The sequence below is a fragment of the Streptomyces sp. NPDC012825 genome (assembly GCF_042900925.1).
Lineage (GTDB): Bacteria > Actinomycetota > Actinomycetes > Streptomycetales > Streptomycetaceae > Streptomyces.
This window is the reverse complement of record NZ_JBIBBZ010000010.1, coordinates 173,276-199,226: the sequence shown is the minus strand read 5'-3', so window position 1 is coordinate 199,226 and position 25,951 is coordinate 173,276. Positions and strand designations below refer to the sequence as shown.

Sequence of the window (25,951 nt, the reverse complement as noted above, 5' to 3'; positions counted from 1 at the left end):
GCCCCGGTCCCGGCGTCGACGCCGGTCAGGGGGTGTTTGTCCGGTGTCGGCGGAGGCCCGGAACGGTCCGGGGCCACCCTGCCTGTGCGGAGCTACGTTCTACTGTACGAAATTTACATTCCACTTCGTGGAAACGTCCAAGGTGGGTTCAGTGACCACCGATGCTGGAAGTGTGCACTTGACGACATGTCGTCCGGAAGTGAAGACTCCTTCAACAGTTCGTTGAATTTCTCCGCGGAGTCCGCCCCGAGCAGGGACGGCTCCTCCCAGGAGCAGTGGAAGAAGGGGTACGGGTGGACATCGACCTGGTCCTGCGCTCGACGCGCGTCATCACCCCCGGGGGGACGCGCCCGGCGTCGATCGCCGTCTCCGGCGGGACGATCGCGGCCGTGCTGCCGTACGACGCCGAGGTACCGGCCGGCGCCCGGCTGGAGGACGTCGGCGACGACGTGGTCCTGCCCGGACTCGTCGACACCCACGTGCACGTGAACGACCCCGGCCGCACCGAGTGGGAGGGCTTCTGGACCGCCACCCGCGCGGCCGCCGCCGGCGGCATCACCACCCTCCTCGACATGCCGCTCAACTCGCTGCCGCCGACCACCACCGTGGAGAACCTGCGCGTCAAGCAGGGCGTCGCCCGGAGCAAGGCCCACATCGACGTCGGCTTCTGGGGCGGCGCCCTGCCCGACAACGTCAAGGACCTGCGGCCGCTGCACGACGCCGGCGTCTTCGGCTTCAAGTGCTTCCTGTCGCCCTCCGGCGTCGAGGAGTTCCCCGAGCTCGACCAGGAGCAGCTGGCGACCTCCCTCGCCGAGGTCGCCGGCTTCGACGGCCTGATGATCGTGCACGCCGAGGACCCGCACCACCTCGCCGCCGCGCCCCAGCGGTCGGGCGGCGCGTACGCCGACTTCCTCGCCTCCCGGCCCCGGGACGCCGAGAACACGGCCATCGAGAACCTGATCAACCAGGCCCGCCGGCTCAACGCCCGCGTCCACGTCCTGCACCTCTCCTCCTCCGACGCCCTTCCGGCCATCGCCGCCGCCCGGGTCGAGGGCGTGAAGGTCACCGTCGAGTCCTGCCCGCACTTCCTCACCCTCACCGCCGAGGAGATCCCGGACGGCGCCACCGAGTTCAAGTGCTGCCCGCCGATCCGCGAGGCCGCCAACCAGGACGCGCTGTGGCAGGGACTCGCGGACGGCACGATCGACTGCATCGTGTCCGACCACTCGCCGTCCACCGCCGACCTCAAGACCCCCGACTTCGCCTCCGCGTGGGGCGGGATCTCCTCCCTCCAGCTCGGCCTGCCCGCCATCTGGACCGAGGCCCGCCGCCGCGGCCACGACCTGACGGACGTCGTCCGCTGGATGTCCGAGGCCCCCGCCCGGCTCGCCGGACTCGACCGCAAGGGCGCCATCGAGGCCGGCCGCGACGCCGACTTCGCCGTCCTCGACCCCGAGGCCACCTTCACCGTCGACCCGGCCGAGCTCCAGCACCGCAACCGGATCACCGCCTACGCGGGCCGGACCCTGCACGGAGTCGTCACCTCCACCTGGCTGCGCGGCGAGCGGATCGTCGACCGCGGTGTCCTCGCCGAGCCCTCCGGCCGCCTCCTCGAAAGGAACAACTGACCCGTGAGCACCGGCATACCCTCCTTCACCGGCGACGCCAGCCCCTACGGCGGCGGCGACCCGTACGCCGACTACCGCACGGCCGACTTCCCCTTCACCCAGTACGCGGACCTCGCGGACCGGCGCCTGGGCGCGGGCGTGATCGCCGCCAACGACGAGTTCTTCGCCGAGCGCGAGAACCTGCTCAAGCCCGGTGCCGCCGAGTTCGACCCCGAGCACTTCGGCCACAAGGGCAAGATCATGGACGGCTGGGAGACCCGCCGCCGCCGCGGAGTCTCCGCACAGCAGCCGCACCCCACCGAGGACGACCACGACTGGGCCCTCGTACGGCTCGGCGCCCCCGGCGTGATCCGCGGCATCGTCCTCGACACCGCCCACTTCCGCGGCAACTACCCGCAGGCCGTCTCCGTCGAGGCCGCCTCCGTGGCCGGCTCGCCCTCGCCCGAGGACCTCCTCGCCGACGACGTGAAGTGGACCGTGCTCGTCCCGCGCACCGCCGTCGGCGGCCACGCCGCCAACGGCTTCGCCGTCGACGTCGAGCAGCGCTTCACGCACCTGCGCGTCAACCAGCACCCCGACGGCGGCATCGCCCGCCTCCGCGTGTACGGCGAGGTCGCCCCCGACCCGGTGTGGCTGGGCGTCCTCGGCACCTTCGACCTCGCGGCCCTGGAGAACGGCGGCCAGGTGGAGGACGCCTCCGACCGCTTCTACTCCCCGGCCACCAACACCATCCAGCCGGGCCGCTCCCACAAGATGGACGACGGCTGGGAGACCCGTCGCCGCCGCGACAAGGGCAACGACTGGATCCGCTACGCCCTGGTCGCCGAGTCCGAGATCCGCGCCGTCGAGATCGACACCGCCTACCTCAAGGGCAACAGCGCGGGCTGGGCCGCCCTCTCCGTCGCGGCCGAGGGCTCGGAGGAGTGGACCGAGGTCCTGCCCCGGACCCGCCTCCAGCCCGACACCAACCACCGCTTCGTCCTGGACGCCCCGGCGGTCGGCTCCCGCGTCCGGATCGACATCTACCCCGACGGCGGCATCTCCCGCCTCCGTCTCTTCGGCTCCCTCACGGAGGCCGGTACGGCGCGGCTGACCGCCCGCCACCAGGAGCTGGGCGGCTGACCTCCCCGGGGGCGGCCCGCCGACGAGACGCCCCCGGACCCCGCCCTCCCGGCCGGGCGACCCGCCCGGCCCCCACGACCCGAGCGGGACACGACACCCCGCCCGGCCCCCGAGGGCGCACCGGCCCGACAGCACCGGTGCGCCCTCGCACATTCTGCGGGCCCCGCGGTGCCGGGGCCGCCCGCCCGGGGCTACGCCGCGTGCCCCCCGTCCACCGAGAACTCCGCCCCCGTCACGTACCGCGCCTCCGGGCCCGCCAGGAAGGCGACCATCGACGCCACCTCGTCCGGGGTGCCGAAACGGCCGAGGGCCGTGAGGGCCGTCTGGCCCTGGGCGAACGGGCCGTCCGCCGGGTTCATGTCGGTGTCGACGGGGCCGGGGTGGACCAGGTTCGCCGTGATGCCGCGCCCGCCCAGTTCGCGGGCGAGTGCCTTGGTGAGGCCCGTCAGGGCGGTCTTGCTCATCGTGTAGAGGGTCGCGCCGGGGCCCGGCACCCGCTGCGTCACGCAGCTGCCGATCGTGACGATCCGGCCGCCGTCGGGCAGCCGGCCCGCCGCCGCCCGGGAGGCGAGGAAGACCGCCCGGACGTTCACCGCGAGGACCCGGTCCACGTCCGCGAGGGACAGCGACTCCAGCGGGCCGAGGACCCCGATGCCCGCGTTGTTCACCAGGACGTCGAGCCGGCCCAGGGCGTCCGCCGCCCATGCCACCGCGCCCGCCGCGTCCCCCGGATCGGCCGCGTCGGCCCGCAGCGGCAGCGCCTTCCGGCCCGCCGCCCCGATCCGCGCCGCGACCTCCGCGGCCCGCGCCTCGTCCCGTACGTAGGTGAAGGCCACGTCCGCGCCCTCCCGCGCGAGCCGCACCGCCGTCGCCGCGCCGATCCCCCTGCTGCCGCCCGTCACCAGGACCGCCTTGCCGTTCATCGTGGACATCCCGCACCTCTTCCTCAGGAGTAACCGGTTGCGGGTTCAATGAAAGTCGGGGGTGCGGACGGACGCTGGCGGCAATCGGACCTCGACTCCCGGCACCGACGGCGGCCACCGAGACCGCCGAGTCACCCGGCCGCCGAAAGGTGTAGCCACCACGGGCCGCTGCGGGTACGGTGATCCCCCGCGTGCGAGCCGCCGAAGTCTCCACCCCGCCCAGAGAGTTGGAGAAACGGCCCGATGTCGGCTCCGTCGTTCGCCGCACCCCTGCCCCTCGGCGCCCCGCGCCGGGCCTGGCTCACCGACCTGCCCGTCCTGCTCGTCGCCGTCTTCTGGGGCGCCAGCTACCTCGCGGCCAAGGGCATCACCACCACCCACACCGTGATCGCCGTCCTCGTCCTGCGGTTCGCGGTGGTGCTGCCCGTCCTCGTCGCCGCCGGGTGGAGCAGGCTCCGCGCCCTGACCGCCGCCCAGTGGCGCGGCGCCGGCACCCTCGGGCTGATCCTCGGCGGGATCTTCCTCCTGGAGACCTACGGCGTCGTCCACACCTCCGCCACCAACGCGGGCCTGATCATCAGCCTCACCATGATCTTCACCCCGCTCGCCGAGGCCGCCGTCACCCGGACCCGGCCGACGCGCGCCTTCCTCGCCGCCGCCGGACTCTCCGTCACGGGCGTCGTCCTGCTCACCCAGAGCGGCGGCTTCACCACCCCCTCGACCGGCGACCTGCTCATGCTGCTCGCCGCCCTCGCCCGTACCGTCCACGTCCTGGCCATGTCCCGGATCAAGGCGGTCCGCACGGCCGACTCGCTCTCCCTCACCACCGTCCAGCTCGGCTCCGCCGTCGCCGTGTTCGCCGTCATCGCCGCCTTCCCCGGCACCGGCGCCTCCCCCTGGGCCACGGCCCTCGACCTCGGCCCGCGCGCGTGGGCCGGGCTGCTCTTCCTCTCCGTCTTCTGCACGCTCTTCGCCTTCTTCGTGCAGATGTGGGCGGTCCGCCGCACCTCGCCGTCCCGGGTCAGCCTCCTCCTCGGCACCGAACCCCTCTGGGCCGCCGCCGCGGGCATCGCCCTGGCCGGCGACCGCCCCGGCGCCCTCGGCCTCGCGGGCGCGGCCCTCGTCCTCGCGGGCACCGCCTGGGGACGCCGCGCCGCCGACGGGACCGCCCGTACCTGAGCCGGGCTCCGAAAGCGGTACGGAGACGCCGTGCCCCGGCCCGGGGCACGGTCCGCGCGGCGAGCCCCGAGGGACCGGGGTGCCGGTCAGGAGGCCTCCACCCGCACCGGCCGCCCCTCCCGCCGCGAGCGCTCGCACGCCTCCGCGACGCGCAGCGCCGCCAGGGCCTCCCGCCCGTCGCACGGATTGGGCGCCGCGCCGCGCACCAGCCGTACGAAGGCGTCCAGCTCCGCCTCGTACGCCGGGGCGAACCGCTCCAGGAAGCCGGGCCACGGCTTCTCCGGCGCGGGCGGCCCCTGAGGCTCCACGGAGGTGAGCGGGGTGCGGTCGTCCAGGCCCACCCCGAGCTGGCCCCGTTCGCCCGCCAGCTCCATCCGCACGTCGTACCCGGCGCCGTTGCACCGGGTCGCGGTCGCCGTCACCAGCGTCCCGTCGTCCAGGGTGAGGAGCGCGGCGGCCGAGGACACGTCCCCCGCCTCCCGGAACATCGCCGGGCCCGCGTCCGAGCCCGTCGCGTACACCTCGACGACCTCGCGCCCCGTCACCCAGCGCACCGCGTCGAAGTCGTGCACCAGGCAGTCGCGGAAGAGACCCCCGGAGAGCGGCAGGTACGCGGCGGGCGGCGGCTCCGGGTCGGAGGTCACCGCCCGTACGGTGTGCAGCCGGCCGAGCCGCCCCGACCGGACCGCCTCGCGGGCCGCCCGGTACCCCGCGTCGAAACGGCGCATGAACCCGAGCTGGAGCTCCGTGCCCGCCGCCGCCACCGCGTCGAGCGCGGCCAGCGTCCCCGGCACGTCGAGCGCGATCGGCTTCTCGCAGAAGGCCGGCAGGCCCGCCCCGGCGGCGCGGGCGATCAGCTCCGCGTGCGCCGCCGTCGCCGAGGCGATCACCACCGCGTCCGGGGAGCTCCCGAACAGCGCGGCCACGTCCGGCACGGCCTCCGCCCCCAGCGCCTCCGCCACCCCCGCCGCCCGCGCGGGCTCCGCGTCCGCGACGACCAGGGCCCCGACCTCCGGGTGCCGGGCCAGCACCCCCGCGTGGAAGCTCCCGATCCGTCCCGTACCGATGAGTCCGATGCGCATGGCCCCACCGTGGTGTCGCCCGCATCCCCTGTCAAGGCAGGTCAGGACGACAGGACGTGCCGCCTTCCCGCATCCTCCCGCCATCGGCTTCCCGCCCCCGCGCCCCGGGACTACGCTCCCCCTCCGTGCCCCGCGGCGGGCGACCCGGCGGCCCCGGCGCCGTGCCCCGCGGCGAGCCGCCCGACCCGCATGACCGATACTGCAATGCACGCCTGCAACGCACGCAAAGGACACAAAGGAGGGCACGGCCTCGTGACCAGGCTTCGGACAGGAGGGGTACGCGCCGCTGTCGGCGCCGTGCTCGCACTCGCGCTGACCACGGCGCTCGCCGGATGCAGCAGTACCGGCGGCAAGCGGGCGGAGGACGCCCGCAAGGCCGCGCAGGCCCAGGGCAGGGCGGCCGTCGACACCCCCCGCTGGACCTTCGCGATGGTGACCCACTCGGGTGACGGCGACACCTTCTGGGACATCGTCCAGAAGGGCGCCCAGCAGGCCGCCGTCAAGGACAACATCAACTTCCTCTACGCCCACGACGACGAGGCCCAGCAGCAGGCGCAGCTCGTCGACTCGTACATCGCCAAGGGCGTCGACGGCCTGATCGTCACCCTCGCCAAGCCCGACGCCATGAAGGCCGCCGTCGCGAAGGCCGTCGAGGCCGGCATCCCGGTGATCACCGTGAACTCCGGCGCCGAACAGTCCAAGGCCTACGGAGCCCTCACCCACATCGGCCAGGACGAGACCGTCGCCGGCGAGGCCGTCGGCGAGGAGCTCGACAGGCGCGGGAAGAAGAAGGCGCTCTGCGTCCTGCACGAGCAGGGCAACATCGGCCACGAACAGCGCTGCGCCGGAGCGAAGAAGACCTTCGGCGGCGAACTCGTCAACCTGTACGTCGACGGCACCAACATGCCCGACGTGAAGGCCTCCATCGAGGCCAAGCTCCAGTCCGACAAGGACGTCGACGCCGTCGTCACCCTCGGCGCCCCCTTCGCCGACACCGCCGTCCAGGCCGCGAAGAGCGCCGGCAGCAAGGCCGAGATCGACACCTTCGACCTCAACGCCAAGGTCGCCACCGCACTCAAGACCGGCACCCTCGGCTTCGCCGTCGACCAGCAGCCCTACCTCCAGGGGTACGAGGCCGTCGACCTGCTCTGGCTGTACCGCTACAACGCCGACGTCCTCGGCGGCGGCAAGCCGGTCCTCACCGGCCCCCAGATCATCACCGAGGAGAACGCCGCCGACCTCGTCGCCTACGCGGATCGGGGCACCCGATGAGCTCCACCGCCCCGCCGTCCGGCATCGACCACGTCGACGAGCGCCTCCTGCGCACGACCCCGCTGAAGAAGCTGCTCGCCCGCCCCGAACTGGGCTCGGTCGTCGGCGCCGCCGCCGTCTTCGTCTTCTTCGCGCTCTTCGCCGACAGCTTCCTGCGCCCCTCCAGCCTCGGCACCGTCCTCTACGCGGCCTCCACCATCGGCATCATGGCCGTCCCCGTCGCCCTGCTCATGATCGGCGGCGAATTCGACCTCTCCGCCGGCGTCATGGTCACCAGCTCCGCGCTGGTCTCCTCGATGTTCAGCTACCGGATGACGGCGAACGTCTGGGTCGGCGTCGGCGTCTCGCTGCTCGTCACCCTGGCGATCGGCGTCTTCAACGGCGTCATGCTCACCCGCACCGAACTGCCCAGCTTCATCATCACGCTCGGCACCTTCCTCATGCTGACCGGCCTGAACCTCGGCCTCACCAAGCTGATCAGCGGCACCGTCTCCACCAAGACCATCGCCGACATGGAGGGCTTCCCCTCCGCCCGCAAGCTCTTCGCCTCGCAGCTCACCCTCGGCGGAGTCGAGTTCAAGGTCACCGTCCTGTGGTGGTTCGGCCTGGTCGCGCTCGCCACCTGGATCCTGCTCCGGACCCGCTTCGGCAACTGGATCTTCGCCGTCGGCGGCGGCGCCGACGCGGCCCGCGCGGTCGGCGTCCCCGTCCACCGCACCAAGATCGGCCTCTACGCGGGCGTGGCCCTCTGCGCCTGGATCTCCGGCCAGCACCTGCTCTTCTCCTTCGACGTCGTCCAGTCCGGCGAGGGCGTCGGCAACGAGCTGATCTACATCATCGCGGCCGTCATCGGAGGCTGCCTGATCACCGGCGGGTACGGCTCGGCCATCGGCTCCGCGGTCGGCGCCCTGATCTTCGGCATGACCAGCAAGGGCATCGTGTACGCCGAGTGGAACCCGGACTGGTTCAAGTTCTTCCTGGGCGCGATGCTGCTGCTCGCGACCCTCCTGAACGCCTGGATCCGCAAGCGCGTGGAGGCCACCAAGTGACGACCGGCACCCCGGGGACGACCGCGACCGCGCCCCTCGTCGAGCTCGACGACGTCAGCAAGTACTACGGCAACATCCGCGCCCTCGAAGGCGTCTCCCTGGAGGTCCGCGCGGGCGAGATCACCTGCGTCCTCGGCGACAACGGCGCCGGCAAGTCCACCCTCATCAAGATCGTCGCCGGACTGCACCGGCACGACGCCGGCACCTTCCGCATCGAGGGCGAGGAGGTCGCGCTCGCCAACCCGCGCGACGCCCTCGACCGGGGCATCGCCACCGTCTACCAGGACCTCGCCGTGGTCCCGCTCATGCCGGTCTGGCGGAACTTCTTCCTCGGCTCCGAGCCGACGAGGGGCAAGGGGCCGCTCAAGCGGCTCGACGCCGGCCTCATGCGCGCCACCACCCGCGAGGCCCTGCTCCGCATGGGCATCGACCTGCGCGACGTCGACCAGCCCATCGGCACCCTCTCCGGCGGCGAGCGCCAGTGCGTGGCCATCGCCCGCGCCGTCCACTTCGGCGCCAAGGTCCTCGTCCTCGACGAACCGACCGCCGCCCTCGGCGTCAAGCAGTCCGGGGTCGTCCTGAAGTACGTGGCCGCCGCCCGCGACCAGGGCCTCGGGGTGGTCCTCATCACCCACAACCCCCACCACGCCCACCTGGTCGGCGACCGCTTCGTCCTCCTCAAGCGGGGCGTCATGGCCGGCAGCCACACCAAGGACTCCGTCACCCTGGACGAGCTGACCCGGCAGATGGCCGGCGGCAGCGAGCTGGAGGACCTCCGCCACGAACTGGAGCGCCCCTCCGCGACGTAGCCCCGCCCCGCCGCGTGCCGACCCCCGGCCCCCGCGGGTCGAACCCGCCCCGCCGCGTGCCGCACCCGGCCCTCCGCGGGTGAACGGCCCTTCGCGGCGTCCCGGCCCCCGCACACCCCACCTGGCAGAATCGGAGCCGATGAGTACCTACCGTGACCTCGCCCACCGCGGCTCCGCCCGCGGCACCGTGCTGCGGACCGTGGGGACCCGGGAACGGCGCTCCCACCTGACGGCCCCCCGGGTGCCGACCGTCGGCATCGACATCGGTGGCACGAAGGTGATGGCCGGAGTCGTCGACGCCGACGGCAACATCCTGGAGAAGCTCCGCACGGAGACCCCGGACAAGTCCAAGAGCCCCAAGGTCGTCGAGGACACCATCGTCGAACTGGTCCTGGACCTCTCCGACCGGCACGACGTGCACGCCGTCGGCATCGGCGCGGCCGGCTGGGTCGACGCCGACCGGGCCCGCGTCCTCTTCGCCCCCCACCTGGCCTGGCGCAACGAACCCCTCCGCGACTCCCTCCAGGGCCGCCTCGCCGTCCCCGTCATGGTCGACAACGACGCCAACACCGCCGCCTGGGCCGAGTGGCGCTTCGGCGCCGGACGCGGCGAGGACCACCTCGTCATGATCACCCTCGGCACCGGCATCGGCGGCGCCATCCTGGAGGACGGCCAGGTCAAGCGGGGCAAGTACGGCGTCGCAGGCGAGTTCGGCCACATGCAGGTCGTCCCCGGCGGCCACCGCTGCCCCTGCGGCAACCGCGGCTGCTGGGAGCAGTACAGCTCGGGCAACGCGCTGGTCCGCGAGGCCCGCGAGCTGGCCGCCGCCGACTCCCCGGTCGCGTACAACATCATCGAGCGGGTCAAGGGCCACGTCCCCGACATCACCGGCCCGCTCATCACCGAGCTCGCCCGCGAGGGCGACGCCATGTGCGTCGAGCTGTTCCAGGACATCGGCCAGTGGCTCGGCGTCGGCATCGCCAACCTCGCCGCCGCCCTCGACCCCTCCTGCTTCGTCATCGGCGGAGGCGTCTCCGCCGCCGACGACCTGCTCATCGGCCCCGCCCGGGACTCCTTCCGCCGCCACCTCACCGGCCGCGGCTACCGCCCCGAGGCCCGGCTCGTCCGCGCCCAGCTCGGCCCCGAGGCCGGCATGGTCGGCGCCGCCGACCTCGCCCGGCTCGTCGCCCGCCGCTTCCGCCGCGCCAACCGGCGCCGCGTCGAACGGTACGAACGGTACGAGCGCTACGCCCAGGCCCTGCGCAGCGGGACCTCGGCCCGGGCCGCCCGCACCCCCGAGGACCCGCCCTCATGACCCCGACCCGGCTGCCGACCGCCCCGCCCCGCGCACCGAGGGACAGGATGCCCGAGGACCACCGGCACATGATCCGCCGCCGCTGGCTGACGGCCGTCATCATCGTGCTCCTCGTCGGCATCCCGGCCGGCTACCTCGTCATCTCCGCCGGGCAGAGCCGCGACAGCGGACGCGACAAGGAACGCGAGTCCTCGGCGGCGGGCCTCCAGGACAACTGGCCCTCCCAGATGAAGCGCCGGGTCTTCGAGGTCCCGATCCCCTCCGGGGCCTGGGACGTCGCCTACTACGAGACCAGCAACTGGAAGACCAGCAGGCTGTACGTCCGGTTCACCACGACCGCCGCAGGGCTCGACACCTTCCTCGCCGAGTCCGGCGCCGCCCGCTCCCGGCTCACCCCGGGCCGGATCACCATCGGCGAACGCGACCGCTCCATCGCGGCCTGGACCTTCCCGAACGACCCGGCCTGGTCGGGCACCACCGTCACCCGCGAGGAACCCCGTCCCACCACGGACATCACGGTCGACCTCACGGAACCGGCCTTCCCCCGGGTGTACGCGGTCTCGGCGACGAGCCCCTGAGCCGACGAGCCCCCGAAACCGCGGGAAGCCCGAAACCGGGGGAAGCGCGAAAGCGCCTGGTCGGAGCGGGGACGTCCGTGGTAGACCGGACCGCCCGCCGCCGCAGCCGCCCCCGGAGGTCCCCATGCGCCGTCTCGCCGTCTTCCTCGCCTCGTCCGACGGACACGACCCGGCGTACGCCGAACTGGCCGCCGAGGTGGGCGCCGACCTGGCCCGGCGCGGAATCGGCCTGGTCTACGGCGGCGGCCGTACGGGGCTGATGGGCGTCGTGGCGGACGCGGCCCTGAAGGCGGGCGGCGAGGTCGTCGGCGTCATCCCGCGCAGCATGATCGAACGGGAGTGGGCGCACGAGGGGGTGACGGAGCTGGTGGTCTGCGACACGATGCACGAGCGCAAGGCGATCATGGCCGACCGCGCGGACGCCTTCGCCGCCCTGCCCGGCGGGCTCGGCACCCTGGAGGAGATCTTCGAGGTGTGGTCGTGGCGCCAGCTCGGTTTCCACGCCAAGCCCGTCGGCCTCCTCGACGCCGGCGGCTTCTGGACGCCGCTGCTCGGCGCCCTGCGCGGCATCTCCGCCACGGGGTTCCTCGCCGCGTCCACCCTCGACGACCTCGCCGTCGCCCCCGACCTGCCCGGCCTTTTGGAGGCACTGGAGCGGCGCCTGCGCGACCCCCACCGGCCCGCGCACGGCGGCCGGGACGTAGATCCGGTCCCCGGCCTCGACTGAGACCGGGCACGGCCACGGCCCCGCCCTTCGGTGAAGGGCGGGGCCGTTTCGTCCGCGAAGTGGACGGGGAGACGCGATCAGGCGTGTCGTCGGTTACCGGTGATGAGTCGGTAGAGGGCCAGGAGGATGACGGAGCCGATGATGGCCGCGATCCAGGTGGAGATCTCGAAGAAGCCGTCGACGGAGTCGACGCCGAATATGACCTTGCCGAGCCATCCGCCCAGGAGGCCGCCCGCGATGCCGATCAGGATGGTGATGATGACGCCACCCGGGTCCTTGCCCGGCATGAGCGCCTTGGCGATGAAACCGGCGATCAGGCCGATGAGAATCCACGCGATGATGCCCATGATGTGTCTCCTACCTGCCGATATAAAGTCCGTGTCAACACTGCTTCTGCGCCGTTCCGGCTTCTTTAAACCCGCCGTGTTCCAGATCGTGGAGCCGACCGCCGAAACCGTCGAAAAGGGCGGAAGAGGTGCATCGGAGCGTGTCGGCGGGGTAGGCGGGACCTCGTACGACGCACGAGCACGCACCCCCGGGAGGAAACTCATGGGCAAGCTGGGCGACATGGCCGACAAGGTCAAGAAGATGGCGAAGGATCACCCGGACCAGGCGGACCGCGGCGTGGACCGCGCGGAGCGGCTGGTCGACGAGCGCACCGGGAACAAGTACGACGCCCAGACGGACAGGGCGGCCGACACGGTCCGCCGTTCGTACGGCGACGACCGCCGGGAGCCCGGACAGCGGTAGCGGCGCCCCGGGCGTCCGAACCACGGCGCGGCCCCCGTCCTCCGGGACGGGGGCCGCGCCGTTCGGCGTGAGGGCGGGAAAGGGGCGGGAAGACCGGCCCGTTCCGGGAAGGCGTACCGCGCACGGTCCTCCGCCTGCGAGAAGCCGGCCCGCCCGCTTTCCCGGGAGACTGGGCTCAGCGGCCCAGGGCCTTCTTGAGCTCCTGCTTGTTCATGGAGGAACGGCCCTCGACCCCGCGCTTCTTCGCCTCCGCGTAGAGCTGGTCCTTCGTCGGCCCCTGGGAGCCGCCGTGCGAGCGCTCGCCGCCGCGCTGCGAAGCCGACTTCCTGTCCTGCGTGGAGGTCCTGCTCGCGGTCGCGGACTCGCCGGAGCGGGCCCGCTCCTTGTTCACGGTGCGCGCGGCGATCTCCTTCGCCCGCTTCTCGGGGGTGCCGCGCTTCTCGGCGCTCTCCTTGATGTGCTCGTACTGGCGCTCGCGCTTCGCGTTCGATCCTGCCGGCATCGCGTGTCCTTCTCTGTGGGGTTCCACGGGGAGCGGCCCGTCCGGCCGCGCATGCCCGTCCGGTTACCCGGTGGCCGGTGCCTCACTCGGCACCGCTCCCATCCCACGCGAAGTGCCGGGACCGCGCGAACGGACCGCGACCGAACGAGAAGCGGCGAGCCCCGCCGTCACGAACACGAGGGGCCGCGGGCGACGACACGTTTCCCTCCTCGCGTACGGGTACAAGATCGGCTCCTTCGTCTGTGGTGGGGCGGTTCCTGTGGATCAGGGTCTGGTGCTGCTCGCGGCGTGGGCACAGCTCGGGCTGCTGCTCGCCGTGGGAGCCTACTTCGTGCTGAGGGGCCGGTGAGCCGGCCGGCGCGGGGGCGGCGGCCGGGGGCCGCCGGGGCGCTGGCGCTCGTGGCCGTGACGGCGGTGGCCGGGTGCGCGGGATCCTCCCGTTCGGACGAGGACTACCGGCACAAGGCGGCCAACACCGCGGAGGCCGGGCTTCGGCGGTGTCCACCGCCCGTCTCGCGGTGGAGGCGGCCGGAAAGGGCCGGCTGACCGGCCCGTACGTGTCGGTGCTGCTCGGCGAGGCGGAGACCGACCTGCTCGCCGCCCAGGGGACGTTCGAGTCCCGGCAGCCGCCGGGAGGCGGCCGACGCCGTGCGCGAACGCCTCGGCACCCTCCTCGACGACGCGGCGGACGCGCTGGCGGAGGTACGCATCGGAGCCCGCCGCGGCGAGGTGCGCGAACTGGCGGAGCACACCGGGGACCTGCGCGAGGCGGCCGGGCGGCTGGAGGACTTCGAGGAGGAGATGTCGTCGTGAAACGCCTCCTGGCCGTCACCCTCGGCATCCTTACCGCCATCGGCGGCTTCGTGGACATCGGCGACCTCGTCGCCTCCTCCCTCGTGGGCGCCCGGTTCGGCTTCTCCCTGGTCTGGGTCCTCCTCGTCGGCGTCGTCGGCATCTGCGTGTACGCGGAGACGGCCGGCCGGGCCGCCGCCGTGGCCGGACGCCCCACCTTCGGCCTGGCCGGCCTCGCCCTGGTGGTCTTCGTGGTCGCCGTCTTCCGGCTCGACCCGTCCTGGGGCTCCGTCCTCGAACAGGTGACGCACCCGGAGGTGCCCGGCGGCGAGGGCCTGCCGACGTACTTCTACTACGCCATCGCCCTGTTCGCGAGCGCCATGACCCCGTACGAGGTGTTCTTCTTCTCCTCCGGCGGCACCGAGGAGAAGTGGAAGCCCAAGGACCTGCTCACGGCCCGGATCAACGTCTTCCTCGGCTTCCCCCTCGGCGGCCTCCTCGCCCTGTCGATCATGACGGCGGCGGCGGCGCTGCTGCTGCACCCGGCGGGGATCGCGGTGGACCACATGTCCCAGGTGGTGCTCCCGGTGGGGTACGCGCTCGGGGAGCTGGGGCTCGGCCTCGTCCTGATCGGCGTCTTCGCGGCGACGTTCGGCGCGGCCCTGGAGACGGCGCTGTCCTCGGGCTGCACCGTGGCGCAGTACTTCGGCTGGACCTGGGGCAAGACGGCCGCCCCCCGGAAGGCGTCGCGGTTCCACGCCGTGGTGATCGTGGCCCTGCTGGCGGGCACGGCGCTGGTCCTCACCGGGGTCGACCCGGTCATGGTCACCGAGTACTCCCTGGTCTTCGCGGCGGTCGCGCTGCCGCTGACCTATCTGCCCGTCCTCGTGGTGGCCAACGACCCCGAGTACATGGGCGAGGCGAGGAACGGCGGGTTCGCCAACCTCATGGGCGGCCTGTACCTCGTCGTCGTCCTGGTGGCGGCGGTGGCCGCCATTCCGCTGATGATCGCGACGAAGGCAGGTCTGTGATGCCGGACGAGGACGAGAACGCGCGGGAGGAGATCCGGCCCGGGGCGGGGGAGCGGCGGGCGGGACGCGCGTACAGCGCCCGTTTCCACCTCCTGGACCGGCAGGTCGTCGACGGGGACGACTGGCCGGTGTGCAAGGTCGACGACCTGGAACTGGTGCCGGACCCCGACGGCCCCCCTCGGGTCACCGCCGTCCTCGTCGGACCGGCCGCGCTCGCACCGCGTCTGGGCGGGAAGACGGCCCGGTGGCTCGCCGCGGTGCGGCGGCGCCTGAGCGTCGGCGAGGGGGAGGGCCCGGCCCGGCTGGACTTCGGCCGCGTCACCGGCATCGGGGCGGTGGTCCGCGTCGAACTGCCGGAGGAGGACGTCGGGGTGCACGCGCTGGAGGACCGGACGCGCGAGAACGTCGTCGGACGACTTCCGGGGGCCGGCCATGCGTCTGGCTGATCTCATGGGAGCCCGCGTCCGGGACCGCGACGGCCGGGAGATCGGGCACGTCAGCGACGTACGGCTGCGCGAGCACCCGGCCCCGGACGCGGGCCCGGCGGCCACCGTCCTGAAGGTCGAGGGCCTCGTCGTGGCCACCCGCGCCCGCGGCCGGCTGATCGCCTACGACCACCGGCCCGTCGACGGGCCCTGGCCGCTGACGCGCCTGGCCCGGTGGGCCGCCCGCAACGCCCGCTGGGCGCCCTGGCCGGCCGTGGCCGGCCACGAGCCGCCCGACCGGCTCGGCGACCCGGGAACCGTACGGCTCGCCGTGCCCGGCACGGAACTGGTCCCGCTGACCGACGCCCACGACGACTGGAACTCCACGCGGCCGCCCGGGCCCGCGGCACCGTAGACCGAGCCCCGTCCGTCCCCCGTCCGTACGGTCCGGGGGCCGGGCGCGGGTATCGTCGGGCCGATGAGGGGGAAACCGGCGACACCGGGCACGACGAACACACCGAACACGTTCTCCGTCGGGGGTGAACACCGGGTCGCCCGGCTCGGGTTCGGTGCCATGCGGCTGCCGACCGGTCCCGGACCCGGGCGGGAGGCCGCCGTCGCGGTCGCCCGGCGCGCCGTCGAACTGGGCGTCACCCTGATCGACACCGCCCACATGTACGGATGGGGCGCCAACGAGGAACTCCTGGCCGAGGCCCTGTACCCGTACCCGGACGGGCTGCTGGTCACCACCAAGGTCGGAGTCGTCCGGTCCGGGCCGGACGGGTGGGCGCACGACGCGCGGCCGGAGAGCCTGCGCGCGCAGGTCGAACAGGGACTGCGCCGGCTCCGGACCGAACGCGTCGGCCTGCTGCAACTGCACCGGATCGACCCGGGGGTCCCGGTCGCCGACCAGGTCGGCGCGCTCGGCGAGCTCCAACGGGAAGGAAAGATCGGGCACATCGGGCTGTCCGAGGTCACCACCGCGCAGCTCGCCGAGGCCCGGCGGACCGCTGCGATCGCGAGCGTGCAGAACCGCTACAACCTCTTCGAGCGAGAGCACGAGCCGGTTCTGGAGGCGTGCGAGGCCGCCGGCATCGCCTTCCTGCCCTGGCGTCCCGTCGCCGCGGCGGCCGACTCCGGCCGGTCCTCCGCGGTCGGCGCCGTCGCCGCCGAACTCGGCGCCACCGTCCCCCAGGTCCTGCTGGCCTGGCTGCTCGCCCGTTCCCCGGTCCTCCTGCCGATCCCCGGAACCGCCTCGCCCGTCCATCTGGAGGAGAACCTCGCCGCGGCGGACCTCCGGCTCACCGACTCCCAGCGCCGGCGCCTCGACCGCGCGGCCGCGCCCGACCGGCGGGACGACCGCCCCTGACCGGTGCCCGGTCCGCCGCTGCCGAGATGCGGCCCCGGTGTGACCTCTTAGGATCGCATTCCACCTAGAAGTCGCTTTTGTGGAGATCGTCACCATGGCTCCTGCTCTCCACGCCGAACCGGCCGGCCCGGTGGACGTCGCCGTCGTCGCCTTCGAGGGCAACCGCTTCAACGGCGAGATCGCCCCCGCCCTGAGGGACCTCCAGAAGGCGGGCACCGTCCGCGTCCTGGACCTGACCTTCGTACGGAAGGACTCCGACGGTCCGGTCACGGTCGTCGAACTCGGCGACGAGGAGCTCGGCGACGCGTTCGAGCGCGTGGCCGACGCCCCTGCCGACCTGCTCGGCGACGAGGACCTGCGGACCGTCGCCGAGGGGCTGCCGTACGACTCGTCGGCGGCCGTCGTGGTCCGGGAGAACACCTGGGCCGCCCGTCTGGCCGACGCGATCGGGAAGTCCGCCGGACGTCTGGTCCTCCTGGAGCGCATTCCCCGGGAGGACGTCGAGCGGGCCGTCACTGCCCTCGACGGGAACTGACGGGAACTGACGGGAACTGACGGAGAGGAACGATCATGCCGCTGCCCCGACGCATGGGACGACCCGGCCTGCTGGGCACGATGGCGCGCACCGCCGTGATCACCGGCACCGCGAACGCCGTCACCCAGCGCATGCAGCGAGGCGCCGCCGAGCGCCAGGCGCAGGAGCAGCTCGCGGCGCAGGCCCAGGAGCAGGCGCTCGCCGACCGTGCCCCCGCACGCGCGGCGACCCAGGCGCCCCCGCCGGCGCCGTCCCCGAGCGCACCGGCACAGGCCCCCGCTTCCACCGACCGCGTCGCCCGGCTCACGGCACTCGCCGACCTCAAGGTGCGGGGACTCCTCACGGACGAGGAGTTCGCCACCGAGAAGGCCCGCGTACTGAACTCCTGACGGCCCGCGCCCGCGACTCCCGACGGCCCCGGGGCGGCGGCCCCGCCGGCCCACCAACGCTCCAGGAAGGGCGGTTCCCTTTGAGTGGCGTCCTGAACGGCGTCGACGCGACCGCCGCCCGGCGCATGGCGGACTCGCTGTTCATCGAAGGCGCTTGGCGCAGCCCGAGCGCGTCCCGCTTCTGGGTGCTGCTCGTGCTGGCGTCCGTCATCGCGGGCGCCGGCGTGGTCGGGGACTCCACCGCCACCGTGATCGGCGCGATGATCGTCGCACCGCTGATGACGCCGATCCTCGGAACCGCGCCGGCCCTGTTCCTGGCCGACCGGCCGCACGTCGTGCGCAGCGCCCTGCTGGTGCTGGGCGGTGCGGTGGCGGTGGTGTGCGTCGGGATGCTGCTGGGCTGGATCGTCTCTCCCCCGGACGCCTTCGCCTCCAACAGCCAGGTGGCCTCCCGGATCAGCCCGCGGCTGATCGACCTGTTCGCCGCCCTGGCGACCGGGACCGTCGGCGCGTTCGCCCTGGTGCGCACCGACATCTCCGACGCCCTGCCCGGTGTCGCCATCGCCACCTCGCTCGTGCCGCCGCCGGCCGTCACCGGCCTGCTGATCGCGGTGCACCGCTACCACGACGCCGGTGAGTCCGCGCTGCTGTTCGCCACCGACGTCGCCGCGATCGTGGCGACCGGCACGCTGGTCTTCCTCGCCTACCGGGTCCGCGACGCCGCGCGCACGGCGGGGCCGGCCGTGGGCGCCTTCCACGGCCGCACCCTCGTCGCGGTCGCGGCCGTGGTGCTGCTCGTCGCGGTCCCGCTGACCACGGGAACGCTCTCCGTGGCCCGCGACCGTTCCCTGGCTGCCGACGCCCGGCCCGTCGCCGACCGCTGGGCGTCGGCCGGCGCCTGGCAGATCGCCTCCGTCGATGCCCGCAACGGCGTCCTCCTCGTCGACGTCCTCGGCCTGCCGCCCCAGCCGGCGCCCACCGCCCTGCGCGCCGCTCCGGACCGGGCGGGCATGAGCGACGCCGACCTCCAACTGCGCCTGGTCGGCGGCCGCACCCACTGGTGCCCCGCGGGCACCACCACCTGCACGGTGGAGAAGACGCGTACCGACTGAGACCACCGACCGGAACGCCCCGCCCACGCCGTACCGGCCGTCGCCTTCCGGCTCCGTCCGGGCGCCCCTTCCGGAGGAACGGCGGGCGGCGCGCGCGTCGGACGGGGAAGGGCGGGTAGGAGGGGTGACCTCTACCGCATTCCGGGAGGAAACGCTCATGGCCGAGATCACCGCCCACCACGGACTGTTCCGCGACACCGCGCTGCACGTGGACGACACCGGCGGGCCGGGGCGACCGGTCGTCCTGATCCACGGCTGGCCGCTGTCGGGCGAGTCGTGGAAGTACCAGGTGCCGGCCCTGACCGAGGCGGGGTACCGCGTCGTCGCCTACGACCGCAGGGGGTTCGGCCGCAGCGACAAGCCCGTCCCGGACTACACGTACGACACCCTGGCCGACGATCTGAACGCCCTGCTGACCGAGCTGGACCTGCGCGACGTCACGCTGGTCGGCTTCTCGATGGGCGGGGGCGAGGTGGCGCGCTACGTCGCCTCGTACGGTACGGACCGGCTGCGCAGCGTCGTACTCGCCTCCGCGGTGACGCCCTACATGCTCCGGACCTCCGACAACCCCGAGGGGCCCCTGACCAAGGAGGAGGCGGCCGGGATGGGCGCCTCGCTCACCAAGGACCAGGACGCGTTCTACGACGGGTTCACACGGGACTTCTTCTCGGCGGACGGCGAACCGAAGGTCACCGAGGAGCAGCTCCGCGAGGCCCGCGCCCTGTGCGACCAGGCGGACGAGAAGGCCGCCCTGACCTGCATGACGCTCTTCGCCACCACCGACTTCCGCGACGACCTGGAGAAGTTCGGCACGCTGCCCACTCTGGTCCTGCACGGGGACAGCGACGCCACGGTCCCGTTCGAGGGCTCCGGCGCCCGCACCCACAAGGCGCTGCCCCACAGCCGGGTCCACCTGGTCCCGGGCGGCCCGCACGGCGTGAACGTCAGCCACGCGGCGGAGTGGAACCGGGTGCTGCTGGAGTTCCTGGAGGGCTGAAGTCCCCCCGCGCAACCTTTCGATCCATGTGCGAGTCTCCGTCCCGTAATCGACATGCCGGCGTCCGAGACGTGTCACACCCGGCACCGTCGGGGGTGACGTCCGGACGCCCGACGGACGGACACGATGAAACTCACCAAGCTCCTGGCGGGAGCACTGATCGGCGGCATGGCGCTGCTCGGTCTCCCCGCGGCGACGGCAACGGCGACGGCAACGGCGGCGGACACTCCGTGGAGCGCCGCTCCGCCGGACCTGACCGTCGTCTCCTGGAACATATGCGGCGAAGCCGGTGCGGCCAGAGGGTCGGAAGGCTACTGCCCCTACCGCCGACTCGTCACGGGTCCGGCGGGCGAGGTGATCGATCAGAACGTGCTCAAGGCACAGGAGATCGCGAGGCTGATCAAGGAGCGGAACGCGGACGCCGTCGTCCTCCAGGAGGTCTGCGGCACGCCGGAGGGCCTCCCCGGGAACCTGGGGCCGGGGACCCACCAGGCCGAACTCGAGAAGGAACTCGCGAAAACCGGAGAGACGTGGAGCTTCTCCTTCGCACCGGCCAGACGAGGAGACGACACCGACACCAAAGAGAACTCCGACGCCGACCTGTGGGGCAGCGCGTGCAGGGGTGAAGCCTTCGGCGGGGGTACGAAGGGGCGGCTGGGCAATCTGATCGCGGTCAAGGGCACGACCGCCGCGGCCGGCTCCAAGAACTCGGTTCCCGTGACGACGCCGCTCAAGGACCAACTGGTGCTTCCCGTCCAGTGCGTGGCGCTGACGGGCAAGCCGGTGGGGGTGTGCAACACGCACATCATCGCCAGCAACGGCCTGGACGACCCCCGGGTCGAAGGCCAGGTCGCCAACGTCAAGGCGTTCGTCGAGAACTTCAGGAACCAGCACGGCCTCCGGTTCACCGTGCTGGGCGGCGACTTCAACCGGCCCACCGAGCAGGTCCACGTCAGGTCGTCGGTGGACGCGACCAAGGAACGCGACGAGCAGCTCCTGAAGCCCCTGACCGACGTCTACGAGAACTGCGTCGACGGAACCACCCACCACGGCTGGTCCGTCAAGGGCGGGTACCACACCTGGCACGAGTACGACCACCTCTTCGTCACCCGGCGGACCGAGGGCAGCGCGTTCTCTTCGTGCGACATCGACGAGAGCCGCATGGACACCTCGAAGAACGTGGCGAACGAACCGGTGAACGGCTGGTCCGACCACGCCCCGGTGATCGCCCGCCTGGGCGGCGACCGCGCGCCCGGCGACCTGAGCGGTGACGGCAGGCCCGACCTGCTGGCCGTCGACAGCGCCGGCCGGCTGCACCTCTACCACGGCAACGGAAAGGGCGGCGTAGCCCCGTACACGGCGAACGGCGCCACGACGAACTCCGAGGTCATCGGCAACAGCGGCTGGTCCGGCGCGTCCATCGGCCACCGGGGGGACTTCACCCGGGACGGCCTGGAAGACGTCGTGGCACGCGTCGGCACCCAGCTGAGGATCTACCCGAGCCGTTTCGTCGGCACCCGCCTCGCTCCCGCCACCGTCGTCGCCGACGGTCTCCCGACCGACGCCCAGGTCGTCACCGCCGGGGACGTGAACGGCGACGGCGACGCGGACGTCGTCGTCTCCGCCGTCGGCAAACTGTGGCTGTACGAGAACGACTCGGCCGCGGCCGTCTCACCGGCCGTGTGGCCCCGCGTCGAGATCGGCAACGGCGGCTGGTCGCCCATGACCATCGCCGCGCCCGGCGACCTCGACAAGGACGGCCACCCCGATCTGCTCGTCCGTGACACCCGGGACGGTCTCCTCTACCGCTACGACGGAAGCACCACGTTCGGCACGCGGACGCAGATCGGCAGCGGGTTCACCACGACCGGCCGGCCCCTGATCGCCGGGGCCGCCGACGCCGACCTCGACGGCAACGCCGACATGTGGACCACCAACGGCGACGGCACCCTCGGCTTCTACGGCAACCCCGCCGGCAGGATGACCGCCGTGGTCGGCAACAGCGGATGGGACACGATCACCGCCATCGGCTGAACCGACCGGACATCCGGCGTCGGTCGGTCCACAGCGGACCGACGCCGGCCCGGCCGGAGCCGGAGAAGGGCTGCCGGCTCCACAGGGCGGCCGATTCCGGAACCGCCCCCGGCCGGGGCCCGGAGCCGCTAGGTTCGACCCGGCGACGTGAGGGATCGTGAGGGATGAGAGGGTCTAGCGGGTGAGCGAGACATCACCGAACACCCTGCAGCACCGCGTCGACGGGCGCGAGGACGCGCCGGTCCTGGTCCTGGGGCCCTCCCTGGGGACCACCTTCCACATGTGGGACCGGCAGATCCCCGAGCTCGCGCGGGACTGGCGGATCGTACGCTTCGACCTCCCCGGGCACGGCGGCGCGCCCGCGCAGCCCTTCAGCTCCGTCGCCGAGCTGGGCGACCGGCTGCTGGCCACCCTCGACGCGCTCGGGATCCAGCGCTTCGGCTACGCGGGCTGTTCCCTCGGCGGGGCCGTCGGGCTCGACCTCGCGCTGCGGGCGCCCCACCGGGTCGCCTCGCTGGCCCTGGTCGCCACCTCGCCCCGGTTCGGCACCGCCGACGAGTTCCGGCAGCGGGGCGTCATCGTCCGGGCCAACGGTCTGGAGCCGATGGCCCGCACCGCCCCCGAGCAGTGGTTCACCCCGCTCTTCGCCGGCGCCCAGCCCGCCATCGTCGACTGGGCCGTGCAGATGGTCCGTACGACCGACCCCGCCTGCTACATCGCCGCCTGCGAGGCCCTCGCCGTCTTCGACGTCCGCGAGGCCCTCGGCCGCATCGGCGTCCCCGCGCTCGTCCTCGTCGGCTCCGAGGACCAGGTCACCGGGCCCGCCGAGGCCCGCACCCTCGTCGCCGGCATCGCCGACGCCCGGCTCGCCGTCGTCCCCGGCGCCTCCCACCTCGCCCCCGTCGAGCAGCCCGCCGCCGTCACCGACCTGCTCCTCGACCACTTCGCCGGGACGGCCCACGACACCAGCGGCACCCTGACCGTGCCCCCGCACCCCGCGGGACCGGCGCCCGCCGCCGAGCCCGCGGCCCCCGCCCCGGCCCCCGAGCCCGCCGGGGACGGGCGCCCCGACCCGTACGAGAAGGGGCTCGGGCTGCGCCGCGAGGTGCTCGGCGACGCCCAGGTGGACCGGGCGCTCGCCGAGGACCCCGAGGGGACCCTCCAGGGGCTCGTCAACCGTTACGAGTGGGGCGAGGTCTGGAGCCGTGAGGGCCTCGACCGGCGCGTGCGCAGCGCCGTCACCCTCACCGCCCTCCTCGCCGGGGGCCACCGTGAGGCCCTCGCGGACCACACCCGGGCCGCCCTCCGCAACGGCCTCTCGCCCGACGAGATCCGCGAGGTCGTGCTCCACGCGGGCGTGTACTGCGGCCTCCCGGCCGCCGAGAGCGCCCTGCGCGTCGTCACCCGCGTCATCGCGGAGGAGACCACGCCCCCGGCGTAGCCTGGTGGCGTGAAGCTGACGAAGAAGTCCCACGCCTGCGTCCGGCTGGAGAAGGACGGAAGGACGCTCGTCCTCGATCCCGGCGGGTTCACCGAGGAGGACGCGGCCCTCGGCGCCGACGCGCTGCTCGTCACCCACGAGCACGCCGACCACTTCGACGAGGGCAGGCTGCGGGCCGCCCTGGAGGCCGACCCGGCCGCCGAGATCTGGACGCTGCGCAGCGTCGCCGAACGGATCTCGGCGGCCTTCCCCGGCCGGGTCCACACCGTCGGCCACGGCGACGCCTTCACGGCCGCCGGGTTCGACGTCCAGGTCCACGGCGAGCTGCACGCGGTGATCCACCCGGACATCCCGCGCATCACCAACGTGGGCTACCTCGTCGACGGCTCCGTCTTCCACCCCGGCGACGCGCTCACCGTGCCGGACCACCCCGTCGACACGCTGCTGCTGCCCGTCATGGCCCCCTGGAACAAGATCTCCGAGGTCATCGACTACGTGCGCGAGCTGAAGCCGCGCCGGGCGTACGACATCCACGACGCCCTGCTCACCGACCTCGCACGGCCCCTCTACGACCGTCAGATCGGGGAACTCGGGGGCACCGACCACTCCCGGCTCGCCCCCGGGAACTCCACCGAGCTCTGAGCGCCGGCGACCGGCCGTTGTCGGTGCCCGCCAGTAGGCTGGCGCCCATGCGCATCGCCACCTGGAACGTCAACTCGATCACCGCCCGGCTGCCCCGTCTCCTGGCCTGGCTGGAGAGCAGCGGCACCGACGTGCTGTGCATCCAGGAGACCAAGTGCACCGCCGAGCAGTTCCCCACGGAGGAACTGCGCGAACTGGGCTACGAGTCGGCGGTCAACGCCACCGGCCGGTGGAACGGCGTCGCACTGCTCTCCCGGGTCGGCCTCGACGACGTGGTCACGGGCCTGCCCGGCGGCCCGGAGTACGACGGGGCGCAGGAGCCCCGGGCGGTCTCCGCGACCTGCGGCCCGGTCCGCGTCTGGTCGGTCTACGTGCCGAACGGCCGCGAGGTCGCCCACGAGCACTACGCCTACAAGCTGCGCTGGCTGGAGGCGCTCAGGGCGGCCGTCGCGCAGGACGCGGCGGCGGACCGCCCCTTCGCGGTCCTCGGCGACTACAACATCGCGCCGGCCGACGAGGACGTCTGGGACCTCACCGTCTTCGAGGGCGCCACGCACGTGACGGAGCCGGAGCGGGCCGCGCTCGCGGCCCTGCGCGAGACCGGCCTGCGCGACGTGGTCCCGCGCCCCCTCAAGTACGACCATCCCTTCACCTACTGGGACTACCGCCAGCTCGGCTTCCCGAAGAACAAGGGCATGCGCATCGACCTGGTCTACGGCAACAAGTCCTTCGCCGAGGCGGTCACGGACAGCTACGTGGACCGCGAGGAGCGCAAGGGGAAGGGCGCCTCGGACCACGCCCCCGTCGTCGTCGACCTCGACGTGTAGCCGCCACGGCGGGGCGGCCGGCCGGAAACGATCTCCGCGCGCCGAGTGGTGGACCGGGAGGTGCCGGTGCGAGGCTGTTCGGATGAACATTCCGTTTCTGGACAGTTGGCGCAAGCGGCACCGCCCCGGCTCCCCGGCCTCCCCGCCGGCCGCCGCCTCCGGTCGCGCTCCGGACGGGATGGCCGAGCTGTTCGCCGAGTGCGAGCTGCTGCGCGCCCGGGTCGCGGAGGCCGGGGTGGTGCTCGACGACACCCCGGGCTCGCTCCAGGCGCTCGACCAGCTGCCGCCCCGCTGGCGGGACGACCCGGAGGAACTGCCCTGGTTCGGGAACGACGCCGGGCTCTACCTCGGCACGGTGATCGTCCGGAACGTCCCGGCGGCCCGCTGGCAGATGCGGCCCGGCGGCGGCCCGGTGGTGCAGCTCGCCTCCGGCCGGGAGATCCAGGCCGTCGAGGCCGGTCTCGACTGGGCGATGACGGGCGCGCCGCAGCTCTCCCAGGTGTACGCGGAGGCCGCCGAGTACTGACGCGGTCCCCTCCGCCCGCCACCCTTCCGCAGTAAATACGGCTTATTCCCGTTTCATGCGTGTCGTCCTCGAAGTCCTTTTTGGGGTGGATAGTTTGCGCTGACCGCGACACCGCTGAGAAATGGGCAGGGCAGCGTATGGCCGTCGTCGATCCGCTGATCGAACTGCGTGGCGTCAACAAGCACTTCGGCACGTTGCACGTCCTCCAGTCCATCGACCTCACCGTCGGCCGCGGGGAGGTGGTCGTCGTGATCGGCCCCTCCGGCTCCGGAAAGTCCACCCTCTGCCGGGCGATGAACCGCCTGGAGAGCGTCGAGTCGGGCGAGATCCTCATCGACGGACAGCCGCTCCCCGAGGAGGGCAAGGAACTCGCCCGGCTGCGGGCCGAGGTCGGCATGGTCTTCCAGTCCTTCAACCTCTTCGCGCACAAGACCGTCCTCGCGAACGTCTCCCTCGCGCAGATCAAGGTCCGCAGGCGCAAGAAGGAGGAGGCCGACCGGCGTTCGCGCGAACTCCTCGACCGGGTCGGACTCGCCGCGCACGCCGACAAGTTCCCGGCCCAGCTCTCCGGCGGCCAGCAGCAGCGCGTGGCCATCGCCCGCGCCCTCGCCATGGACCCCAAGGCGCTCCTCTTCGACGAGCCGACCTCCGCGCTCGACCCCGAGATGATCAACGAGGTCCTGGAGGTCATGCGCCAACTGGCCCGGGAGGGCATGACGATGGTGGTCGTCACCCACGAGATGGGCTTCGCGCGCTCCGCCGCCAACCGGGTCGTCTTCATGGCCGACGGGAGGATCGTCGAGGACCGCACGCCGGAGGAGTTCTTCACCGCCCCGCGCAGCGAACGGGCCAAGGACTTCCTCTCCAAGATCCTCAAGCACTGACCGGACGGGAA

Annotated in this window: 29 protein-coding genes; 25 read left to right on the top strand and 4 right to left on the bottom strand. The window is 73.0% G+C overall.

Annotation, left to right across the window (positions count from 1 at the left end; genetic code table 11):
* The first annotated feature begins 293 nt into the window (after window positions 1-293).
* Both allB and alc read left to right on the top strand, forming a co-directional pair.
* Window positions 294-1,628 (top strand): allantoinase AllB, encoded by a 1,335-nt coding sequence (gene allB / locus ACFY7E_RS21915; protein ID WP_389487251.1) that lies wholly within the window; start codon window positions 294-296, stop codon window positions 1,626-1,628.
* Window positions 1,629-1,631: 3 nt separating this feature from the next.
* Window positions 1,632-2,750, top strand: a complete 1,119-nt coding sequence (alc, locus tag ACFY7E_RS21910; protein WP_351974168.1) for an allantoicase — start codon at window positions 1,632-1,634, stop codon at window positions 2,748-2,750.
* Between the two features lie 191 nt (window positions 2,751-2,941).
* Here alc and ACFY7E_RS21905 read toward each other — a convergent pair whose 3' ends face one another.
* Window positions 2,942-3,682: an SDR family NAD(P)-dependent oxidoreductase gene (locus tag ACFY7E_RS21905; protein WP_389487248.1), complete on the bottom strand. Its 741-nt coding sequence runs from the start codon at window positions 3,680-3,682 to the stop codon at window positions 2,942-2,944.
* A 234-nt stretch (window positions 3,683-3,916) separates the two neighbouring features.
* On the opposite strand from ACFY7E_RS21905, the gene ACFY7E_RS21900 reads away from it, so the two are divergent.
* Complete coding sequence (locus ACFY7E_RS21900; RefSeq protein ID WP_389487246.1) at window positions 3,917-4,852, top strand: DMT family transporter; 936 nt, start codon at window positions 3,917-3,919, stop codon at window positions 4,850-4,852.
* A gap of 86 nt (window positions 4,853-4,938) precedes the next feature.
* On the opposite strand, the gene ACFY7E_RS21895 is transcribed toward ACFY7E_RS21900, so the two are convergent.
* Window positions 4,939-5,934 (bottom strand): Gfo/Idh/MocA family oxidoreductase, encoded by a 996-nt coding sequence (locus ACFY7E_RS21895; protein WP_389487244.1) that lies wholly within the window; start codon window positions 5,932-5,934, stop codon window positions 4,939-4,941.
* Window positions 5,935-6,186: 252 nt separating this feature from the next.
* On the opposite strand from ACFY7E_RS21895, the gene ACFY7E_RS21890 reads away from it, so the two are divergent.
* From ACFY7E_RS21890 to ACFY7E_RS21865, 6 genes are all read left to right on the top strand, one after another.
* The gene (locus tag ACFY7E_RS21890; protein WP_389487242.1) at window positions 6,187-7,206 is read left to right on the top strand and encodes a sugar ABC transporter substrate-binding protein; all 1,020 of its coding nucleotides are present in this window, start codon (window positions 6,187-6,189) and stop codon (window positions 7,204-7,206) included.
* Entirely contained in the window at window positions 7,203-8,255 is a 1,053-nt protein-coding gene (locus ACFY7E_RS21885; RefSeq protein WP_389487240.1) for an ABC transporter permease, read from the top strand. The genes ACFY7E_RS21890 and ACFY7E_RS21885 overlap by 4 nt, the downstream gene beginning before the upstream one ends.
* Window positions 8,252-9,064: an ATP-binding cassette domain-containing protein gene (locus tag ACFY7E_RS21880; RefSeq protein WP_389487238.1), complete on the top strand. Its 813-nt coding sequence runs from the start codon at window positions 8,252-8,254 to the stop codon at window positions 9,062-9,064. Before ACFY7E_RS21885 ends, ACFY7E_RS21880 begins: the two co-directional genes overlap by 4 nt.
* 139 nt (window positions 9,065-9,203) lie before the next feature.
* Window positions 9,204-10,379: an ROK family glucokinase gene (locus tag ACFY7E_RS21875; protein WP_383444589.1), complete on the top strand. Its 1,176-nt coding sequence runs from the start codon at window positions 9,204-9,206 to the stop codon at window positions 10,377-10,379.
* Window positions 10,376-10,957 (top strand): hypothetical protein, encoded by a 582-nt coding sequence (locus ACFY7E_RS21870; protein ID WP_389487235.1) that lies wholly within the window; start codon window positions 10,376-10,378, stop codon window positions 10,955-10,957. Before ACFY7E_RS21875 ends, ACFY7E_RS21870 begins: the two co-directional genes overlap by 4 nt.
* 124 nt (window positions 10,958-11,081) lie before the next feature.
* Entirely contained in the window at window positions 11,082-11,684 is a 603-nt protein-coding gene (locus tag ACFY7E_RS21865) for a TIGR00730 family Rossman fold protein (RefSeq protein WP_389487234.1), read from the top strand.
* 77 nt (window positions 11,685-11,761) lie between these two features.
* On the opposite strand, the gene ACFY7E_RS21860 is transcribed toward ACFY7E_RS21865, so the two are convergent.
* A complete protein-coding gene (locus ACFY7E_RS21860; RefSeq protein ID WP_389487232.1) occupies window positions 11,762-12,031 on the bottom strand; it encodes a GlsB/YeaQ/YmgE family stress response membrane protein in 270 nt (89 codons plus the stop codon).
* A 202-nt stretch (window positions 12,032-12,233) separates the two neighbouring features.
* On the opposite strand from ACFY7E_RS21860, the gene ACFY7E_RS21855 reads away from it, so the two are divergent.
* Window positions 12,234-12,434 (top strand): antitoxin, encoded by a 201-nt coding sequence (locus ACFY7E_RS21855; RefSeq protein WP_389487230.1) that lies wholly within the window; start codon window positions 12,234-12,236, stop codon window positions 12,432-12,434.
* A gap of 175 nt (window positions 12,435-12,609) precedes the next feature.
* Here the strand turns inward: ACFY7E_RS21855 and ACFY7E_RS21850 are convergent, their stop codons facing one another.
* The gene (locus ACFY7E_RS21850; RefSeq protein WP_389487228.1) at window positions 12,610-12,936 is read right to left on the bottom strand and encodes a plasmid stabilization protein; all 327 of its coding nucleotides are present in this window, start codon (window positions 12,934-12,936) and stop codon (window positions 12,610-12,612) included.
* A gap of 648 nt (window positions 12,937-13,584) precedes the next feature.
* On the opposite strand from ACFY7E_RS21850, the gene ACFY7E_RS21845 reads away from it, so the two are divergent.
* From ACFY7E_RS21845 to ACFY7E_RS21775, 15 genes are all read left to right on the top strand, one after another.
* Complete coding sequence (locus tag ACFY7E_RS21845; protein ID WP_389487226.1) at window positions 13,585-13,749, top strand: hypothetical protein; 165 nt, start codon at window positions 13,585-13,587, stop codon at window positions 13,747-13,749.
* Window positions 13,746-14,759: a divalent metal cation transporter gene (locus ACFY7E_RS21840; protein WP_389487224.1), complete on the top strand. Its 1,014-nt coding sequence runs from the start codon at window positions 13,746-13,748 to the stop codon at window positions 14,757-14,759. The genes ACFY7E_RS21845 and ACFY7E_RS21840 overlap by 4 nt, the downstream gene beginning before the upstream one ends.
* Window positions 14,759-15,205, top strand: a complete 447-nt coding sequence (locus tag ACFY7E_RS21835) for a hypothetical protein (protein WP_389487222.1) — start codon at window positions 14,759-14,761, stop codon at window positions 15,203-15,205. The genes ACFY7E_RS21840 and ACFY7E_RS21835 overlap by 1 nt, the downstream gene beginning before the upstream one ends.
* A complete protein-coding gene (locus ACFY7E_RS21830; RefSeq protein ID WP_389487220.1) occupies window positions 15,192-15,599 on the top strand; it encodes a PRC-barrel domain-containing protein in 408 nt (135 codons plus the stop codon). The genes ACFY7E_RS21835 and ACFY7E_RS21830 overlap by 14 nt, the downstream gene beginning before the upstream one ends.
* Window positions 15,600-15,662: 63 nt before the next feature.
* Window positions 15,663-16,553: an aldo/keto reductase gene (locus ACFY7E_RS21825; RefSeq protein ID WP_389487218.1), complete on the top strand. Its 891-nt coding sequence runs from the start codon at window positions 15,663-15,665 to the stop codon at window positions 16,551-16,553.
* Window positions 16,554-16,647: 94 nt separating this feature from the next.
* Window positions 16,648-17,088 (top strand): DUF6325 family protein, encoded by a 441-nt coding sequence (locus ACFY7E_RS21820; RefSeq protein ID WP_389487216.1) that lies wholly within the window; start codon window positions 16,648-16,650, stop codon window positions 17,086-17,088.
* Between the two features lie 35 nt (window positions 17,089-17,123).
* Complete coding sequence (locus ACFY7E_RS21815; protein WP_389487214.1) at window positions 17,124-17,477, top strand: SHOCT domain-containing protein; 354 nt, start codon at window positions 17,124-17,126, stop codon at window positions 17,475-17,477.
* Window positions 17,478-17,557: 80 nt separating this feature from the next.
* Window positions 17,558-18,589 carry a DUF389 domain-containing protein gene (locus ACFY7E_RS21810; RefSeq protein ID WP_389487212.1) on the top strand — a complete coding sequence of 344 codons (1,032 nt, stop codon included), beginning with the start codon at window positions 17,558-17,560 and terminating at the stop codon, window positions 18,587-18,589.
* 157 nt (window positions 18,590-18,746) lie between these two features.
* Window positions 18,747-19,586: an alpha/beta fold hydrolase gene (locus ACFY7E_RS21805; RefSeq protein ID WP_389487210.1), complete on the top strand. Its 840-nt coding sequence runs from the start codon at window positions 18,747-18,749 to the stop codon at window positions 19,584-19,586.
* A gap of 126 nt (window positions 19,587-19,712) precedes the next feature.
* On the top strand, window positions 19,713-21,620 hold the full coding sequence (locus ACFY7E_RS21800) for an FG-GAP-like repeat-containing protein (protein WP_389487208.1): 1,908 nt from the start codon (window positions 19,713-19,715) through the stop codon (window positions 21,618-21,620).
* Between the two features lie 181 nt (window positions 21,621-21,801).
* Entirely contained in the window at window positions 21,802-23,061 is a 1,260-nt protein-coding gene (locus ACFY7E_RS21795; protein ID WP_389487206.1) for an alpha/beta fold hydrolase, read from the top strand.
* A gap of 9 nt (window positions 23,062-23,070) precedes the next feature.
* Window positions 23,071-23,703, top strand: coding sequence for an MBL fold metallo-hydrolase (locus ACFY7E_RS21790; protein WP_389487204.1), 633 nt, complete (start codon window positions 23,071-23,073; stop codon window positions 23,701-23,703).
* A 47-nt stretch (window positions 23,704-23,750) separates the two neighbouring features.
* Window positions 23,751-24,530, top strand: a complete 780-nt coding sequence (locus tag ACFY7E_RS21785; protein WP_383444481.1) for an exodeoxyribonuclease III — start codon at window positions 23,751-23,753, stop codon at window positions 24,528-24,530.
* 82 nt (window positions 24,531-24,612) lie between these two features.
* Window positions 24,613-25,056 carry a DUF6278 family protein gene (locus tag ACFY7E_RS21780; protein WP_389487202.1) on the top strand — a complete coding sequence of 148 codons (444 nt, stop codon included), beginning with the start codon at window positions 24,613-24,615 and terminating at the stop codon, window positions 25,054-25,056.
* Window positions 25,057-25,193: 137 nt separating this feature from the next.
* Window positions 25,194-25,940, top strand: coding sequence for an amino acid ABC transporter ATP-binding protein (locus tag ACFY7E_RS21775; RefSeq protein ID WP_389487200.1), 747 nt, complete (start codon window positions 25,194-25,196; stop codon window positions 25,938-25,940).
* Window positions 25,941-25,951 lie beyond the last annotated feature (11 nt).